The 18,816-nt window shown below is 61.0% G+C and carries 12 protein-coding genes and 1 tRNA gene; 12 read left to right on the top strand and 1 reads right to left on the bottom strand.

What is annotated here, in order from left to right:
• Positions 1-22: 22 nt before the first annotated feature.
• From M9890_08020 to M9890_07965, 12 genes are all read left to right on the top strand, one after another.
• Positions 23-2,896, top strand: a complete 2,874-nt coding sequence (locus M9890_08020) for an acyltransferase domain-containing protein (GenBank protein MCO5176896.1) — start codon at positions 23-25, stop codon at positions 2,894-2,896.
• The gene (locus M9890_08015; GenBank protein ID MCO5176895.1) at positions 2,836-5,085 is read left to right on the top strand and encodes a polyketide synthase dehydratase domain-containing protein; all 2,250 of its coding nucleotides are present in this window, start codon (positions 2,836-2,838) and stop codon (positions 5,083-5,085) included. Before M9890_08020 ends, M9890_08015 begins: the two co-directional genes overlap by 61 nt.
• 56 nt (positions 5,086-5,141) lie before the next feature.
• Positions 5,142-5,444 (top strand): hypothetical protein, encoded by a 303-nt coding sequence (locus M9890_08010; GenBank protein MCO5176894.1) that lies wholly within the window; start codon positions 5,142-5,144, stop codon positions 5,442-5,444.
• Positions 5,445-5,449: 5 nt separating this feature from the next.
• Positions 5,450-7,045, top strand: a complete 1,596-nt coding sequence (locus M9890_08005) for an alkaline phosphatase family protein (GenBank protein MCO5176893.1) — start codon at positions 5,450-5,452, stop codon at positions 7,043-7,045.
• 20 nt (positions 7,046-7,065) lie between these two features.
• Entirely contained in the window at positions 7,066-7,920 is an 855-nt protein-coding gene (locus M9890_08000) for an alpha/beta hydrolase (GenBank protein MCO5176892.1), read from the top strand.
• Positions 7,917-8,831, top strand: a complete 915-nt coding sequence (locus M9890_07995; protein ID MCO5176891.1) for an SDR family oxidoreductase — start codon at positions 7,917-7,919, stop codon at positions 8,829-8,831. Before M9890_08000 ends, M9890_07995 begins: the two co-directional genes overlap by 4 nt.
• Before the next feature lie 58 nt (positions 8,832-8,889).
• The gene (locus tag M9890_07990; GenBank protein ID MCO5176890.1) at positions 8,890-10,197 is read left to right on the top strand and encodes a hypothetical protein; all 1,308 of its coding nucleotides are present in this window, start codon (positions 8,890-8,892) and stop codon (positions 10,195-10,197) included.
• A gap of 291 nt (positions 10,198-10,488) precedes the next feature.
• The gene (locus M9890_07985; protein MCO5176889.1) at positions 10,489-11,727 is read left to right on the top strand and encodes a glycosyltransferase; all 1,239 of its coding nucleotides are present in this window, start codon (positions 10,489-10,491) and stop codon (positions 11,725-11,727) included.
• Positions 11,728-11,747: 20 nt separating this feature from the next.
• On the top strand, positions 11,748-13,964 hold the full coding sequence (locus tag M9890_07980; protein ID MCO5176888.1) for a hypothetical protein: 2,217 nt from the start codon (positions 11,748-11,750) through the stop codon (positions 13,962-13,964).
• Between the two features lie 112 nt (positions 13,965-14,076).
• Complete coding sequence (locus M9890_07975) at positions 14,077-15,432, top strand: hypothetical protein (protein MCO5176887.1); 1,356 nt, start codon at positions 14,077-14,079, stop codon at positions 15,430-15,432.
• Positions 15,433-15,695: 263 nt separating this feature from the next.
• Positions 15,696-18,038 carry a hypothetical protein gene (locus M9890_07970; GenBank protein ID MCO5176886.1) on the top strand — a complete coding sequence of 781 codons (2,343 nt, stop codon included), beginning with the start codon at positions 15,696-15,698 and terminating at the stop codon, positions 18,036-18,038.
• 120 nt (positions 18,039-18,158) lie between these two features.
• Positions 18,159-18,422: a hypothetical protein gene (locus M9890_07965; protein MCO5176885.1), complete on the top strand. Its 264-nt coding sequence runs from the start codon at positions 18,159-18,161 to the stop codon at positions 18,420-18,422.
• A gap of 221 nt (positions 18,423-18,643) precedes the next feature.
• Here M9890_07965 and M9890_07960 read toward each other — a convergent pair.
• Positions 18,644-18,726: transfer RNA gene (locus M9890_07960), tRNA-Leu, on the bottom strand.
• Between the last annotated feature and the right edge of the window lie 90 nt (positions 18,727-18,816).

The raw sequence follows: 18,816 nt of genomic DNA, 5'->3' as shown, positions 1-18,816 counted from the left end.
GAATATTCGCCATGGAGGTTACATGGCTCACAAATATCAGCCGCCAACGCAAAATCATTCAACGCCAGTCGATGGAATAGCCATTATCGGGATGTCGTGCCTGTTTCCGGGCGCGAAAGATCTGGAAGCATATTGGGAGAACATTCTCAATAAATTCGATGCCGTTTCGGAGCCACCGGCAGAAGCGTGGGATCCGGGCGTCTATTACGATCCCGACCTTGGCGATGCCGACAAGGTCTACTGCCAACGCGGTGGATACCTTGGATCGCTGGTCTCGTTTTCGCCGCTGGCGTACGGAGTACCGCCGATGTCGGTCGGCGGTGAGCCGGATCAGTGGCTGGCACTCAAACTCGCCCACGACGCCATGCGTGATGCCGGCTGCGACGATCTCCCCGAAGAGGTGCGTCACCGCACCGCGGTTGTGCTGGGTAAAGGCACCTACCTGAATGGTGGCAATGCCATTGCCATCCAGCGCACGCTGATCATCGGGCAGACGCTCGAACTCATCCGCAAGCTGAACCCGGAGATCGACGACGAGCGCATCCACCTACTGCGTGAGGAGATGAAGCGCATCCTGCCGCCGATGACCGCCGAGACGGTGCCGGGCCTGATCCCGAATATTATCGTTGGTCGCATCGCCAACAAGCTTGATTTGATGGGACCGACCTACACGGTCGATGCCGCCTGTGCGTCATCGCTGATCGCTGTCCAGTTGGCGATGCGTGACCTGCTCAGCGGCGAATGCGATCTCGCGCTCGCTGGTGGGTCGCAGGTCTGGATGCCGGTTGCGGCGCTGAACGTCTTCTGCCGTTTGGGTGCGCTGTCGCGTGATGAGCAGATCCGCCCATTCGACAAGGATGCAAACGGCACGCTGCTGGGAGAGGGCATCGGCATGGTCGTGCTGAAGCGTCTGGCAGACGCCGAGCGCGACGGGGATCGGATCTACGCAGTTCTTCGTGGCGTTGGCGTCGCCAGCGACGGACGCGGCGTGAGCGTGATGGCTCCGCGCGTCGATGGCGAGATCATGGCATTGCGACGTGCCTACGAGGATGCCGGTGTGTCGCCAGACTCGATCGGGCTGATCGAAGCACACGGCACCGCGACTGCAGTCGGGGATGTGGTCGAGGTTCAGGCGCTCACGAACGTATTTGGCCAGCGAAACGGTGGGTTGCCCAAGGTCGCCTTGGGGACCGTCAAGTCGATGATTAGCCACACGATTCCGGCAGCTGGCGTTGCCGGCATCATCAAGACTTCCATGGCGCTGCACCACAAGGTGCTACCTCCAACACTGCACGTGACGGAGCCCAACCCAAAGCTGGAGCTGGAGAAGACGCCGTTCTATCTCAACACCGAACCGCGTCCGTGGATTCATGGCGCGCCCGAGCCGCGCCGTGCCGGGGTCAACGCATTCGGTTTTGGCGGCATCAACGCGCACGCAGTGCTGGAGGAGTATCGGCCTGCCGATCCGGCCGCCAACACCGTTCGGCATCTGCCGCGTTGGGATAGCGAAGTCTTTATCATCGGCGGCGATACGATAGACGCGATCCGGGACAAAGCGCTGCGTCTCACGGAGCAGATCGAGCGACTGGATGGTCGACCAGAGGGCGTTGGCGCGCTTGTCGATCTCGCGTTCACGGTGAATGGCGATTTCGATGCTGCCGGTTCGACGCTCAGGCTGGCGATTGTTGCGGCGAGCCACGACGATCTGCTCGCGAAGCTCGATCGCGCCGCAAAGCGGCTCGCTGATCCGGCCTGTCGCCGCATCAAGGATGTGTCGGGCATCTTCTTCTTCGCCGAGCCGCTCGGAGGCGATGGCAAGGTCGCGCTGATGTTTCCCGGCGAAGGCGCGCAGTACCAGAACATGTTGGCCGACTTGTGTCTGCACTTCCCGGAAGTGCGCGAGGTCTTCGATCGCTATGATCGGATCTTCCACGATCACCCACGCGATGATGTGCCGAGCGATTACATCTTCCCCCGGCCAGCGTTTAACGATGAAGATCGCACGGCAAATCTCCAGCGCCTGATGCAGATGGATCTCGCGATTGAAGCTGTTCAGGCAGCCAATCAGGCGATGTTCGCGCTACTCCAGCGACTCGGTCTGCAGGGCGATGCCTGCGTGGGACACAGCAGTGGCGAGTACTCCGCCGCGACGGCTGCTGGCGTGTTTGACGTCGATTCGGACGAGCAGTTCATCGCGCTCGGTCGCGCGCTCTACGACTACTACGCGTCGGCGAAGTCGCACGACGGCGTGCCGCGCGCGACCTTGCTGGCAATCGCCGCGCCTCGTACGCAGGTCGACGCCATTGCGCAGGAGGCAGGCGGCGACATCTATCTGGCGGTGGAGAACTGTCCGCACCAGGCTGTCCTCATCGGCGAACTCGCCGCTGCGGAACGCGCCCGCGCCATCGTCGAGCGACAGGGGCTCATCTACGAGCAGCTAACCTACGATCGCGCAGTTCATACTCCGCTCTTCGAGCCGTACACCGCCGACCTGCGTCAGCTGTACGAGCAGGTGCCGGTGCGGCCCGCGACGATCCCGCTCTATTCGTGCGCGACGACGCGTCGCTATCCCGAAGCACCTGATGAAGTACGGGAGATCTTCCTGCGCCACTGGTCGCAACCGGTAGAGTTCCAGCGCACGATCGAAGCCCTCTATGACGAAGGGTGCCGAGTATTCGTTGAAGTTGGGCCGCGCGGGAATCTCTCCGCGTTCGTCGAGGACATTTTGCGTGGGAAGCCGTCCTGCGTGATGCCGGCCAACGTCATGCGCCGGTCTGGCATCACCCAGCTCAACCACCTGGTCGGCATGCTGACAGCAACGGCGTCGATCTCGATTTGGACTATCTCTACAGTCGGCGCAACCCGCAACAACTGGACCTCGATGCGACTGACGTAAGCCCGCGCCGCTTCGATGACATGTTGTTGTCTTCGTCCTGGCCGATGCTCCGCTTTTCGGACGAGATCGTTGCTGCCGTGCGCCCGCCTGAGTCGACGGATGAGGTCAGTCAGCGAATATCCACGCCAGTAGCAGAGCCAGACATTGAGATGCCTTCGTCCGGCAATACGACGAGCCTCCAGCCCGAGATTGACGCTTTCGAGGACACGAACGTTTGGCACGATTCGCCTACGAATCTGGCGGTCCCTGGCCATGAACCGGCTGCCTTCGACGATGAGGCTGCCTCATTCCTGGCAGGTCATCTCGATGTCATGGAAGAGTTCCTGGCCACTCAGCAGGAAATCATGCACGCCTACCTGTCAGGCATGCGCGATTCGACTCAAGCAGAGTCGAACCACGTTGTGCAGCAGATTCAGGTTCTTGACCCACCAGCGGGTAGACCGACAGCAACGGACAATGACTCGCGGTCGTTGCCGGATGTTGACACCACGATGTTTCCGCTGCTCGGATCAGTCGTCTCAATCGAGCCGGGCCAGACGTTAGTGGCCGAGCGCGTGTTCGATGTTCGACGCGACCGCTATCTGCTCGATCACACATTCGGGCGTGAGATCTCGTGCACCGATCCGACGCTGGCCGGACTGGCGATCATGCCGTTGACGATGAGCCTCGAAATTCTCGCCGAGGCAGCAACGTGCCTGCTTCCCGGGTTGCAGGTCGTCGGCATGCAAGACGTCTTCGCCAGCCGCTGGCTCGCCTGGGACGATGAGCCGCAGACGCTGCGGGTGTTGGCGTCGCGGATCGCGGATACAGAAGGGGCCGCTCGCGTGCGCGTGGCACTCCACAACCTTAGCGAGTCGCCGGTCGGCACAAGCGATTCAACATCTGCCGTTGCCGAAGCAGTCGTCGTCCTGTCGCCGACGTGGCCAACCAACAGCACGCAGCGTGTGGCACCGCCTGCCGATGCCAGGGAATCGCGCTGGATGCCGGATCGGCTCTATCAGGATGTCATGTTCCACGGCCCGGCCTGGCAGGGCGTCAGTTCGGTCGATCAGACTGGTGAGACCGGCATTGTCGCGACGCTCTCTGTCCGGCCGACAACGGGCTTTTTCGCTGTCCAGCAGGCACCACAATTCGTCCTCGACCCGGTGACGCTGGATGCCGCCGGACAGGTGATAGGGTTCTGGACAACCGAGCATTTGCCAAGCGCGAATGTCATCTTCCCGTATCGCCTGAAGACGCTGGAGATCTTCCGACCAACACCGCCCGTTGGCACACCGGTCCGATGTAGCGCACAGGTAGCGCTGGAAGGCGAACAGGTCGTCCGCTCTGACATTGAGCTGGTGACGCCGGATGGTCAGGTCTGGATTCGCCTGCTGGGTTGGGAAGACAAGCGGTTCGACGTTCCCGCCCACCTGCACGATCTGATCCTCTCGCGCGGCGGGACCGTTTCGGTGCCCACTCCGAGCCTGATCGGCTCAACTGCGCCCGGGGTTCGTTGTCGAATGGTCGACACTCGCGTCGGCGGTGACAAGGCGTTCTGGATTCGGGTGTGGTCACGACGTATTCTCAGTTGCGCCGAACGCGAGCGTTTTGCCGAATTGCGGCTGCCAGATCATCGGCGGCTCGAATGGCTCGGCGCGCGATCGGCAGCCAAGGAGGCCATCGTCGAGCTTGTCCATGAGCGCACCGGGATTGCGCTGTTGCCGGCCGACATTGAGATCGTTAGCGGACCGGATGGACAGCCGATCGTGCAAGGTGCCTGCGTGGATGCCCTTGGCGCTGCGCCGCTTGTGACGTTCTCACATACCGACGGCGTTGCTGCCGCAGTCGTCGCACCTGCCGACGTAGCGAGCGCGGTCGGGTTCGACATCGAATTCTTGAAGCAGCGGCCTGCTGGATTCGATGAGATCGCGTTCACTGATACCGAACGGATACTGATTGGCACAGTTTCCGAGGACAGTTCCGCCGAATGGCTCCTGCGCTGCTGGTGCGCTAAGGAAGCTGTCGGGAAAGCGTTCGGCACCGGCATGTCGGGTGGACCGCAATCGTTGGCGGTCGTCGGGATCGACCCGGTAAGTGGCGGTGTCGATGTGGCGTCGGTGCAGGACAATGCAGTCATCAGCGCGCAAACCCACAGAGTCGATAGCCTTGTGAGCGCCCTGGCAATTGTGACGCGCGGGATTCCGTGATCGCTGGCGTCGCCCGGTTCAGTCCATGGTTCGTATCTACCTCTAAGGAGATCATAGTGACGCGCAATGCCGATCCGGAAGTTCTTGCCGCGGTGCTCGAACTGATCAACGAGATGGCCGACGATTGGGAGTATTCCGGCCCGGTTTCTGAACAGACGCTGTTCCTGACCGACATGGGGCTCGAATCACTCGATCTCGTCATCCTCGGCACGATGATTCAGCAGCGCTATGGCCAGCTGCCGTTCGCAGAGTTTCTGGCCGAAATCGGACAGCGCCCGGTCGAAGAGCGCGATGTGACGGTCGGCGAGCTGGTGAATTACGTCAGCGACCATCGCCAGCCAGTTTCGGCGAGGGAGTGAGCGCAATGCCGAAAACACTTTTGCTGGGACTGGATGGCGCGACGTTCACAGTTCTCGATCCGTTGATCGAACGCGGCAAGATGCCGTTTCTCAAAACGCTGATTGAGCGTGGCGTGCGTGCACCGCTTCGCTCCATCGTCCCGGCGCTGACGCCGCCGGCGTGGACGACGGTGATGACCGGCAAACGACCGGGCAAGCACGGCGTCTTCGACTTCTTCCAGAAGGAAGACCCAGCCAGTCGCTACTTCCAGTTCGCCAGCTCGCACAACGTCAAGAGCGACACGATCTGGTCAATCGCCAGCGATCACGGCCTGAACGTTGTCAGCCTCAACTTCCCGTTGATGTTCCCGCCACCGGCGGTGAATGGTTATATCGTTCCCGGCGGCTGGATGCCCTGGCGGCAGCTGAGACTCGGATGCTACCCTCCCGGCCTGTTTGATCGGCTGAAGACGCTACCCAGCTTCAATCCGCGCGAGCTGGCTCTGGACATGACGCTTGAGGCGAAGGCTCTCGAGGGCTGTGCCGCAGAGGAATATGCAGACTGGATCCAGCTGCATTCACGTCGTGAGGAGCGCTGGACGGAGATTCTGCGTCACATCATGACGAACGACGATGTCGATCTTGTCGGCGTCGTCTTCGATGGCGCGGACAAGCTGCAACACCTGTGCTGGCGCTTCCTCGATCCCGCCATGCGATCCGCTGAGCCAAATGCCTGGGAGCAGGAGATCATCGATCTGTGTGAGGACTACTTCGCGAGACTGGACAGCAAACTGGCAGAGATCGTTGATCTGGCTGGATCCGATGCGACAGTCGTTGTCGCGTCTGACCACGGCTTCGGCGCGTCTTACGATGTCTTCTATCTGAATGCGTGGCTCGAAGAGCAGGGATTTCTGGCCTGGAAGGCGGAGGACTGGGAGAGTGACGAGGTCGACCCACAGATCGGCTTCGCCCAAATGACCCGCCACGTTTACGAGATGGACTGGGACAAGACCGTTGCCTACGCGGCGACACCCAGCAGCCTTGGGATCAACATCGTCGACCAGCCGGAATCCGTATGCGGCAAGGATCGCGAGACGATTCTCGCCGATCTGATCGCCGCCCTGCGGACTGTCAGAAACCCGTGGACTGACCAACCGATCGTCGCTCAGATACACGATCGCCACGACGTTTTCCCCGGACCGTACGAAGGCTACGGGCCAGACCTGACGTTGACCCTGGCTGACGGCGCGGCGATCTCGATCTTGCGTTCTGACGTCCTGTTCCGCCGCCGGGACACCGCCCTCGGCAACCACAAGTGGGACGGCGTGTTCATCGCGAACGGCCCGGGAATTCGGTCTGGCGAGCGTGCGGACGAGGTGTCGCTCGTCGACATCGCCCCGTTGCTGCTGTACAGCCTCGATCTGCCAATTCCGACCGATGCGGACGGCATTGTTCCGCAAAGTGTGGTCCTGCCAGAGCAGCTTGAGCAACGGCCGCCGCGATGGTTCACGTCGGACGGAGCGGCGACTGCCACATCCCAATCGGATGCTGCACTCGATATTGACAGCGACGCTGAGGCGACGATTCTCAACCGCCTGCGTGCGCTTGGCTACGTTGAATGACCAGAGACTGAGAGTAATACATGCCGAAGGTTGTTCTCCGCAGTGGGGTGAAAATCCACTATCAGCAGGTTGGCGAGGGCCCGGACGTCGTAATGGTTCACGGCCTGACCGGCAACCTTGCAGTCTGGCATCTGCAAATCATCCCGCAGCTCATGGATCGATTTCGTATCACGACCTACGACCTGCGCGGCCATGGCTATAGCGAGGTGACGCCATCCGGCTACACCAGCGATGACATGGCGGAAGACCTGCGCGATCTGCTTGACGCGCTGGACATCGAGCGACCTGCTCTCGTCGGGCACAGCTATGGTGCGGACATCTCGCTCTATTTCGCGCACCATTTCCCGGAGCGGGTTCGCCAGATCGTTGCGATCGAGGCGGCGCTGCCGGCCATGATCTACACACGTGAATCCGACGACTGGAAAGGATGGGACTATTGGTCGGACGTGCTCGCCCGCGCCGGCCACGAGGTTCCGCCCGAGCACCGCACCGATGTCGAGTATCTATTCCGCCTCAGCCTGGAAGTTCCCAAGAAGTGGGGGCCGCTGAACGGACTGCCACGCAACCCGAAGCCGTTCCTGCGCCTCATTGACGAGACGACGATGGCGACCGACACGATGGAGATCGGCGGCCTGCCGCTCGAAGAGATCAGCAACATTCAGACACCAGTTGTCCAGATTTTCAGCGACGGTTCCGCGTTTCTGGGAACCTATGACTTTCTCCGCGAACACCTGCCGCATGTTCGTTCCATTCTATTGCCTCGCACCGAGTGGGGGCACTTCGGGCCGCTGGAGCAGCCGGAGTTGGTCGCCGCCGAAATTCTCAGAGCGTTGGAGCGAGAGCCCGCAATTTCAGCAATGAAGGAGGACCGATGACCGCATCAAGTGGTTCGCCGGGAGATACCGTTCTCGTCACTGGCAGCTCAACCGGCCTCGGTCTCGAGGCGGCCATTCACCTCGCCAAGCAGGGTTTCAACGTCTACGCAACAGTGCGCGATATCGCTTCAGAACCGAAGGTCACCCAGGCAGCAACCGATCGAGGAGTGTCGCTTCGTGTCCTTGAATTAGACATAACGAATCAAGAAAGTATTGATACGGCTGTCAATCAGATCATGCAGGAAGCCGGATCTATCTACGGACTGGTGAATAACGGCGGCGTTGGCCTGCGTGGCTGCCTTGAAGATCTCGCTGCTGATGAGATCCGCCAGGTGTTCGAGACGAATGTCTTCGGCACGATCGCTGTCACACAGGCGGTGCTGCCGCACATGCGCGCGGCTGGCCGTGGGCGCGTCCTGACCGTGTCGTCGGTCGGTGGCCGAATCTCGTCGTTCGGCGTCTCCATGTATTGCGCCAGCAAGTTTGCACTCGAAGGGTTCGGCGAGGCGCTGGCGCTGGAGATCGCGCCGTTTGGGCTGCAGTCGGTGTTGATCGAGCCGGGGATCATCGACACCACCCGCTGGACGACACACCGTGGCCTCGCCGAAGGTGCGATGGACCCGCAGAGTCCGTACTACCGCATGTTCCAGGTCAGCGAAGTGATGTCCGATGAGGTCGTCGCCCGCTCGAAGACGACATCTGCCGATGTCGCCAAGTCGATCCACACGGCGCTTACGGTCGAGACGCCGAAGATGCGTTACATCGTCGGCAAACCGGCGTCTGCCGTCGTGAAGCTCCGTCGACTCCTGCCGGAGCCAGTCTTCGAAAAGGTCTATTTCGGCGGCATGGTCAAGCGCCTGGAGAAGGAAGCGGCAGAAGCGGAAGCGCAGCCAACGACGGCAACGCAATGAGAGGCGTAGCCGCGGCCGCCAATCGAACTGCTGCGTGCGCGAGTTGGGAGGCTTGCTGATGGGAAGGTATCTGCTCACCTGCTGGCCGTTCGCCGGGCACATCAGCCCGTTCATGAGCGTGGCGCTGGCGCTGCGTGATGCCGGGCACGATGTCGCGATCTATTCGGGCGAGTCCGCTCGCGAGGCTGTTGAGCGCGAGGGCATCACGTTCTTTCCGTTTGATCGGCTGTCGGAATCGAGCGCGACGAGCAGCATGATTTCGATGGACACGGCTGCGCCATCCGGTCGGCCCGTCGCCGGCAATGTGCTCCAGATCTTTCGCGATTGGCTCGTCGAGACGATACCGGATCAGGTTGCCGATCTGGAGCCGATTGTCGACTCATGGCAGCCGGATGTCGTTGTTGCTGAGACAGCGATGTGGGGGCCGATCCTCGTCCTCTCCGAGACTGGTCGCGCGCCGGTGGCTATCCTGTCGACACTGCTCGGCTGCCTCGTGCCCGGTGAAGACGCACCACCCGCCGGGCTGGGGATGGCTCCACCACGATCGACTGGCGCGAAACTGCTGACGAAGGGCGTCAATCGCGCAACCGAGCTGGCGGGGCGGCGACTGCGTGCCAGGGTGAACGAGATTCGCGCCGACTCCGGCCTGCCTGCGCTTACCATGTCGATGAATCGTCAGACCGGCACGCTGCCGCTGTACATGATCGGTAGCCTGCCCGAGCTCGATTACAACCGCACCGACTTGCCCGCGTCGGTTCGCTATGTCGGACCGCTTGCCTGGCACCCCACGACTGACATACCAGACCCAAAATGGCTCGCCGATCTGCCAAGGGATCGTCCATGGGTCCATGTCACGGAGAGCACGCTCAGCTATGGCGACCCGTTCGTGCTGCGTGCCGGCGCGCAGGGGCTAGCCGGCCTGCCAATGGAAGTGATCCTGACCAGTGGTCGGCAGCGCTCGATTGCCGAACTGGATCTTGGGGAGCTGGAGCCGAACATTCATACCGCCGACTGGATCAATCACAGCACACTGCTCCCGCAATGTTCCGTGCTGGTCACCACCGGTGGGGCAGGAACGGTCATGAGTGCCCTGCGGGCCGGCGTGCCGCTCGTCATTGTCCCGACGACGTGGGATAAGCCGGATAACGCCCGCCGCGTCGTCGAAGCTGGAGTCGGGGTACGCCTGCCGGCCAAGCGCTGCACGCCAGCCGGATTGCGCGCTGCGATCGGCGAGGTGCTGAGCAAACCGCGCTACAGGTACAACGCGCAGCAGCTTGCGGAGCGCCTGAATGCCGCCCCGGGACCTGCCCAGGCAGTCACCCTTCTGGAAGAGCTCGCGGCGCGGACGGTCGGTGCGTCGCGATGACACGTGGCTGGTTTCGATACGTCCGAAGCAAATTACAAGATCGTCATTGGCGACGTGACACCGAAGTCACATCTTGCGGAACCGCCGTTAGGTGCGCTATATGAAGAGGTATCAATCTCATAGATGGGTGCATTGCGCTTCGCGGTGCTTGACATCATGTGGACGTCAACTCGTTCAACAGCCAGCCCCAGTGAGCCGTACTCTCGTCGTAACTGGAACGGGGCCATTGTTGCCATGAGTACTCGTGTGCTAGTGACATGCTGGCCCTTCCCCGGTCATGTCTTCCCCCAAATGAGCATTGCGCACGCGTTGCGAGATCGCGGCTGCGAAGTCGCCGTCTACACTGCCGAGAGTGCTCGCGAGTTGGTGGAGTCTGAAGATTTTCGCTTCTACCCGTTTCAGGCGGTGAAGCCGGAGAGCTACCAGCGTATCCACGCGATGGAGCAGTCTGTCGGCGGGCGACGTCAGTCAGCCCGTGTGGGTCATCAAGCATTTCGCAACTGGCTGGTCGAGACGATCCCCGGCCAGGTCGCTGATATCCAGAAGATTCAGGATGACTGGCAACCGGATGTAATCGTCACCGACATGAACATGTGGGGGCCGATTCTCATCCTCTGGGAAGCTGCGCCGATCCCGGTTGCGCTCGTGTCCTTGCTGGGTTCGATGATCCCCGGACCGGACGCGCCGCCGTGGGGCTTCGGCATGGCCCCGCCAAAGTCGACCGGGTCGCGCGTCGTCGCCCGGATGCTGACCGGCGCAGTCGACATCGCCGCTACCGGCTTGCGGCGACGAGTGGATTTCTTCCGATCGCAGCACGGGCTAGCGCCGATGGGGTGCTCGGTCAGTGAGTTCCAGGGTCGGCTGCCGCTGTACATCATTGGCAACGTACGCGAGCTCGACTTCGAGCGTCATGACCTGCCTGAGTCAGTCCAGTACGTCGGCGCATGTACCTGGTTCCCGCCACACCTGGCGGACGAGGCTAACTGGCTGAACGAGATTCCCGTTGATTCGCCGTGGGTGCACGTGACGGAAGGCACGTCGCATTTCCAGGACCCGTTCGTCCTGCGCTCGGCGCTTGAGGGCCTGGCGGGTCGCCCGATGCAAGTGATTCTGACGGCCGGACGTGAGCGCGACGTACAAATGGAGAGCAGTCTCGCGCCGAACCTACACTTCGTCGATTGGGTCAACCACGATACGCTGCTACCGCGTTGTGCGGCGATCGTAACAACGGGCGGCAATGGCACTGTCATGGCCGCGATGAAAGCAGGCGTTCCGATGGTCATTGTCCCGACGACCTGGGACAAGCCAGATAACGCCCGTCGTGTAGTTGAAGCCGGCGCAGGTGTGCAGCTATCGCCGCGCAAATGTACGCCGGCTGGACTTCGCGCGGCGGTCGAGGACGTGCTCTCGGACGGGCGCTACACCGCCAACGCACGTCGAATTGCCCAGCACCTGGCCGACGCACCGGGGCCGCCACGTGCAGCCCAGCTCATTGAGCGTCTGGTGCAGCCAGTCGCAACATCACATTAGAACAGAAGGATCATCAGTTTTTGAACGATCGGTTGGGAGGACAAGTGAAGGCACGGCGGCGACTGACAACTCGCAAGCGCATTGTTGGAACCGTGGCGTTGCTGGTGACGCTGTCGATGGTACAGGTGTTCACCAGCCTGGCTGCTGTCAGCGGCGTCAGCGAGATTTCGACTGGCGGGATGGGCAACACCAAGAACTCATACTCTTGGTCGATGGCATGGTTCAAGGGGCGGCTCTATATCGGCACCGCCGCCAACCCGCTCTGTGTCGAAAACGCGTTGCTCGACTATTACTATCCCGGATTTGGACTCTATTCAGCCAAACCTGCGGAAGATCTGAACTGCACAGCGGACAAGTACGATCTCGATCTGCGCGCGGAAATCTGGCGCTACACGCCGGGAACCGGGGCGTGGGAGCGCGTGTATGAGTCCCCGACGGTAGAGAATCCGCGCGCACCCGGCAAGCAGATTGGTCGCGACATCGGCTACCGCGGCATGGCGGTGATGACCGACGGATCCGGTAACGAGACGTTGCTCATCAGTGGCGTGACAGCCGCGGAATACATCCCGGAACTGGTGGCAACTGCACCCGCGCGCATCCTGAAGACGACCGACGGAACCACCTTCACTGATACAGGCGCTGTCGCGGGCAAGATCAACACCTCGTACGGCGAGTACGATGTCATCGGATTCCGCGGCCTCACTGTCATCAACAATCGCGTCTTTGCCACTGCCAGCCAGAGCTATGTTGGTGACGGCGCAGTTGTCGAAGTGATCGACCCGCTGGGCGGGTCGCCGTCCGTTGTTCAGGTCAGCCCGAACAACTTCAGCATTTTCGAAACTGAGTCATTCGACAATAAGCTCTACCTTGGCACTGGATCGTCGACCGATGGGTACGGCGTCTGGAAGGCGTCGCTCGGCCCACAGGGCTCGCAGTTCAACTTCACTCCGGTTGTGACTAACGGTGCTGGTCGTGGGACTGAGATCACGTCTGTCGTGGCGATGCACGTGTATCGTGATCGACTATATGTTGGCTCCAGTGGCTGGTATTCGACCATCTTCCCCGGCTCCGAGCTGATCCGCATCGCAGCTGACGATTCCTGGCAGCTTGTCGTTGGCAACGTCCGTCAGGCGCAAAACGGTTCGTGGCTGTTCCCAATCAGCGGACTGGGCGACGGCTACGGGAACATGTTCAACGCCCACTTCTGGCGCATGGAAGACCTGCGCGGCTCCCTGTATCTCGGGACGAACGACTGGAGCTGGGCGATGCGCACGGTCCCGTTCGTCAATTTCTTGCTCCAGCCTCAGTTCGGCTTTGACGTCTACTCCAGCTGCGACGGTCAGTACTGGAGCATGACGACGATGAACGCATTTGGCGACGGCCTCTACAACTTCGGCGCGCGAACAATGGAGGAAACGCCGAACGGCATGTTCATCGGCAGTGCCAACCATGCCCAGGGCACGGCTGTCTGGGAGGGGAATCCGAATCAGAACTGCCGATATCCAGGTCCGTGGCAGCCGAACCGTGGCTCCCGTCCTGGCCAATCGGCAACTGTCGATGGTCCGCTCGACGCACCTGGCCGCCTCGTGACCGAGCAGCAGCCCGACGGCATGCTGTTGTCGTGGGACGCTGTCGACGGCGCGACGGAATACACCATCAAGCGGGCGACCTACACGTCGACACCTGGCATCGAGTTCGGTCGGTCGATAGCGGGGGATCGCGGATTCGTTCCTGAATTCCCGCCGCCTATCGTCGACACCAATGACACCGCCAATCCGATCGACGTTCTCGGCGAATACACCACGATCGGCACAACGACTGACCTGTTCTTTACTGACACAACCGCGTCTGCTGACACCGAGTATGTCTATCAGGTCGTCGCCAAGGCAGCATCCGGCGACGCCTCGGCACCATCCAACTCCGCATCATCCGACGCGGCGATGGAAGGGATTACCTTCAGCGCGGTGCAGTCCAGCGTCGCACAGGCCGCCGGGCGTGGTGACCTGGTGGCAGGTGGTCAGGCACAAATGACGAAGCTGCTGACGCGCGCGGAGTGGGCGACATCGAACGGGTATTGCAGCGTTGCCGCTAAGGCATTCGACACGCTGCAGAACCAGATCTACTCGTCGACAAGCGACGGTGGCGTCGTGGCATCGCAGACGACCCGAGAGGATCTCGGCGACCAGGTGATGCGCCTCGGACGCCACGTCACCTACGGCAGCGACGCCTGCCGCTAACTCGGCATTGGGGACGGTCCGGCAAGCTGGGCCGCCCCCAATGACACCCGCATTCATCGCTCGTCGTTCGTGTGACGGACGACCTGGATCACCGCAGTCTGGAGCTTGTTCCATGCGGTTTCCGTTCATTGTGACTGAAGAGATCCTCGCCTTTGGCAATCGTCCGTCGCAGCCGCAGAATGCCTGCATTGAGCTGCGGGTGTCCGGAACTATCGACGAGGATCGCTTGCGTGACGCCGTGGTCAGAGCGACGGGGATCCACCCGATGGCTCGGGCGGCCCGCGTTGCCAGGCGTCGTCGGCTGAGCCCACCAATGTGGGAAGTACAGGAATCCGGGAGCCTCGACATCTCGCACGTCATTCGCGTTGCCGAAGCGGATGGTGAAGACGACATGCAACGCTTGCGAGGCGAATTCACCAGCGAGCTGATTGATCTGGAGCGCCCTCCTGCCGTCCGGCTGCTGATCGTGCGACGCGTTGGCGGCGACTCGCTCCTGTATATCTGGCATCACGCCATGGCCGACGGCATGGGCGGCATCCGGTTCCTGCGCTCCATCGTGCGCGCCTATGCGGATCAGTCCGACCCGATTCCGGATGTAGATCCGATTGATGCGCGCATCCTCAGAACGGACGGGGATCCGTCTGAACTCGACTCGGACTCATCCGCAAGCCCACCGCGGACCCGTGATATCCCTTCGCTCGTCCTATCGAACGGTGCCCATGACGAACCCGGCTACGGGATGTGTTACGAGGCAATTGAGCTGGATGACATTGACCTCCACGACTACGACGGCCTCGAACACCGAGTGACGGTCAATGACATTCTGCTGGCAGCGCTGCACCTGACGATTGACGAGTGGAATCGCTTGCACGGTGGCAGCACCGGCAAGCTCATCGTGTTGACGCCGATCAGCTTGCGACCGCCAGAGTGGATGCACGAAGTGGTGGCAAACGTCGTCGGGCACGGCGTCATCGTGACCACCGCCGATCAGCGCGCCGACCGACATGCATTGCTCGCGACGACGACGCAGCAGACCCGCCACATGCGCACCCACGCGGCCGCTGCGTTCAAGTCGCGACCCGACTGGGTTCGGCAATTCGACCCGCTCCTGATTTTCATCTTCACCCGGCGTCCATTTCGTCGCCGCCGAGAAGCAGCGGCGCTGATATCAAATGTGGGTCGGTTGCGCGGATTCGAGGAGTTTGGCTCCGCAGGGGACGTTGTTGAGCTTTGGGGTTCGACGCCGGCCTCGATGCCTCCCGGCCTGGGAATCGGCATCGTCCGCTGGAAAGACCGCCTCCACATATCAATCCGCTATCGACATGCTCTCTTCGATGCTGCAGCAGCAGCACGTTTTTTGCGTCTGTTCGCGGACCAGACCCGGGCACTGGGAACGCCCGAGCAGTGCTTAGATGCCACGAAGCTCGTTGCATCGCATGGGTCGACAGCAGGTCACCTGTCGACATAGTCCAGTGAAGTTGCGCAAATGTGGACCGTCAGGTCATTTGTATTCGTATCTGTGAGACTGACGATTCCGCTATTGACATTCGCGATTTGCGCACCTACATTGGAAGCGTCGGTAACGAATTGAGTCGCGCGAGCGTGACCGGTGAAGTTGCACCGAATGCGCCTACGTTGTTGTCCTCGTTCTTGTAGTGGTTGCTCGGTGGTATCCGCCGGTCAGGTCTGTGTGTTTTCCGTGCGGATGCCCGAGATGAAGGGGTAGGGCTGATGCACACTGCTCTTGTCCGACGACTCGCAGTCGTCATGTTGCTGCTGACGCTATCGATGATGGCGATCACACCAGCGGCAGCTGCACCCACGCCGTGCGCAGACCTCTCAATCACGGCGATGTCTACCGACCCGTACGAACCAATCCAGAATCAGCCTGCGACGGTCCATATCTCCGTTCACAACGGTGGGACCTGCGCGTCGCAGGATTTCGTAGTGCAATGGCAATCCGATCAGTTCGCACCCGCAGGACCATCGACAACCGTCGATGGTATCGCTGCCGGCGCAACGGTCGATGTTCAGTTGCAGTACGCGTTCCCGAACGCAGGCAACTTCCTGACCGTTGTCAACCTGGACACGGGCTTCGCCGTCAATGAGACAAACGAAGTCAACAATCTGGAAATCCTGCCGGTGACGGTCCTCGCTGCGACGATCGACCTGCAAGTGACCAGCATCACCTTCGCACCATCGCTTCCAGTCGCCACGCGTGTGACGACCGTGTCGATTACGGTTGCGAATAACGGCAACACTGCCTCGGGGCCCTTCCAGGTGCAGTGGACGCCGTGGCTGTTTGAAACGCCGCTGACGACGCAAGTTGACGCGCTCGGCGCAGGCGCAACAACGACCGTCACGTTCGATTACACCTTCTGGTGGGCAGCGACGTTTGACGGTTGGGCGACGGTTGATTCAGGTGGTTGGGTCTTTGAGACGGACGAGTTCAACAACACGCTCACCAAGTCCGTGCTTGTTGATCCGCCGCTTCCGGATCTGATCGTTGACAACTTCGCCATCAGTCCTGCATCGCCGGTTGCTGGTCAGATCGCGACCGCAACGGTCACGGTGACCAATCAGGGACATGCGAACGCCGGACCATTCCGCGTCGCATGGCAGCCATGGTGGTTGACCTCACCGATCACAGTGCAGGTGAATAGCCTTGCCGAGAACGCATCAACCAATGTGACGTTCAAGTACGTCTATCCATGGGCCGGATCGTTCGATGGCTGGGTCACTGTTGACAGCACCAACTCCGTCTGGGAGGTCAACGACAATAACAATGTCCTGCCGGTGCAGGTACCAGTCGGCCAGAACAAGATCGACCTCGTGATCACGAGCATGTCGATCACACCGTCCTCGCCGACACAGGGCCAGAACGCATCGGTCAATATCACCGTGAAGAACCAGGGCAACACGCCTGCCGGCAACTTCATGGTTGAGTTCAACCCGGATTCGTTCTTCCTCTACACGCCGGGCATGCAGACAGTCAGCAAGCAGGTGTTCGGCCTGGGTGCTGGCGCGTCGACGACTGTCAACTTCCAGGTCACGTATCCGCTTGCCGGAAACTTCCGCGGGTTGGCACAGGTCGATGCATTCAGCAACATCGCTGAATCGAACGAGTCGAACAACCTGCTGATCCTGAATGTGACGGTGAAGCCGGCTCCGATCGATCTGGTCATCACCAGCTTCAACATCAGCCCCGCACAGCCAGTGCGCGGCATTGAAGCCACGGCGACGATCACAGTCAAGAACAACGGGCCGTTCCCGGCGAACGACTTCGCCGTCCAGTGGCTGCTGTCGGACAGCGATGACTTCGGACCGGTCCAGTTCGTCAACGGACTGAACCCGGGCGAATCGCGAACGCTGACCTTCGATGGCACCTACTACGTGGCTGGAACATTCAACAGTCGGGCCATCGTGGATGTCTACGAAATGGTTATCGAGCCGGGGGCCGGAGCTGAAGCGAACAACACGTCCGACAAGTCCGTCACAGTCGTACCGCAACAGACAACGCTGCGGGTCACGCTCGACTCGGTGAACGTGTCACACGCCGGAGAAGACGGCATCGACGGGAACGCCGAATGGGACCCGATGATCTTCGCCTTGCTGAACCCCACCGCGTCGTGCAACTTCGCGGGCGAGACGATTCAGGGCGTCACCTGCCGGATCTACAGTAACGACGCGGTCGAAGACGGCGACACGTTGACGTTCGGTAGTGACAACTACCTCGACGTCACCCTCGAAGAGTTCACGCCGTTGATCTTCGCCTTCGGTGCCTACGAAGATGACGACGTCGTCGGAATCCCGCTGCCGGGTGAGATTATGGGCTTCGCGTTCCAGATCTCCTTCCCGCCAGACTACCTGACCCTGGGATCGATCTCGATTCCTGGCCAGGAGGGTGAATCGGGCTGCGGCGAATCGTGCTTCACGGCTAACTTCACAGTCACGGTTCTGTCGTCCAATGTGCCTGCGTCGATGATGTCAATGTCGTCTACGTTCTCGCTCCCGCTTGATTCGCAGACGGTACTCGACGAATTCATGAACGCTGCGCAACTGCCGGAGTCATAGGGTCTCGTGACCTCATCTGTGTGAGGCACCGCAGTCTGCGGTGTCTCGCACATCTCCAATCTCCACCGCGACTTGACGCAACGTACGCAAACGACGATCTCAGAGAATCGGAGACCCGCCATGCTGAGTCGCCGCCATCAACCGGAAGAGCTTCAAGCCGCAGACATCACTCCGAGGATGCTTGCCTCGACCGTTGAGCCATACCTCGACGGAGTCCTCAACGTCAGGCTGTTCGCGACGCCAGATGGCAAGTACTTTCTGGAATGTGAATGCAGCGGCTGGTGGTGGCATGTGCAAAGTGAGCACGTATCGGCAGCACAGGCTGCGCTGATCTTCGATTCGCTCGAACGCCGAACAGTCAGCCGAGCTGAGGCATTCCCGTAGCACATTCAGTAACAACAAGGCTCGGCACAAGCGCGGATCGCCCCTGCTGGCGGTCCGCGTTTTGGTGATTGTTGCGGCAGCTCAGGAGCATCATCGTTTCAGTCATTGAACCTGGCTTGCGATCAGAGGGTCGTGTGACTCCGCGAGGTGCAGTCGTATCAGCGTTCATGCGAGGTGGAATGGCGGAAGTAGACGGTTGAAGCTGAGGTGGTGTCGGTCTGTGCGGAAAGGGGGAGTCGAACCCCCACGGGCCAAAGCCCAGCGGTGTTTAAGACCGCAGCGTCTGCCATTCCGCCATTTCCGCGGTGACGCAACCGAAACGTTCCAGGAACGAAGAAACGGGCCTTTCGGCCCGTTCTGGAGCGGAAGACGAGATTCGAACTCGCGACCTTCT

Source organism: Thermomicrobiales bacterium, assembly GCA_023954495.1.
Taxonomy (GTDB): domain Bacteria; phylum Chloroflexota; class Chloroflexia; order Thermomicrobiales; family CFX8; genus JAMLIA01.
Note: the sequence above shows the minus strand (reverse complement) of the source record. Positions and strands in the feature narration are given on the sequence as shown.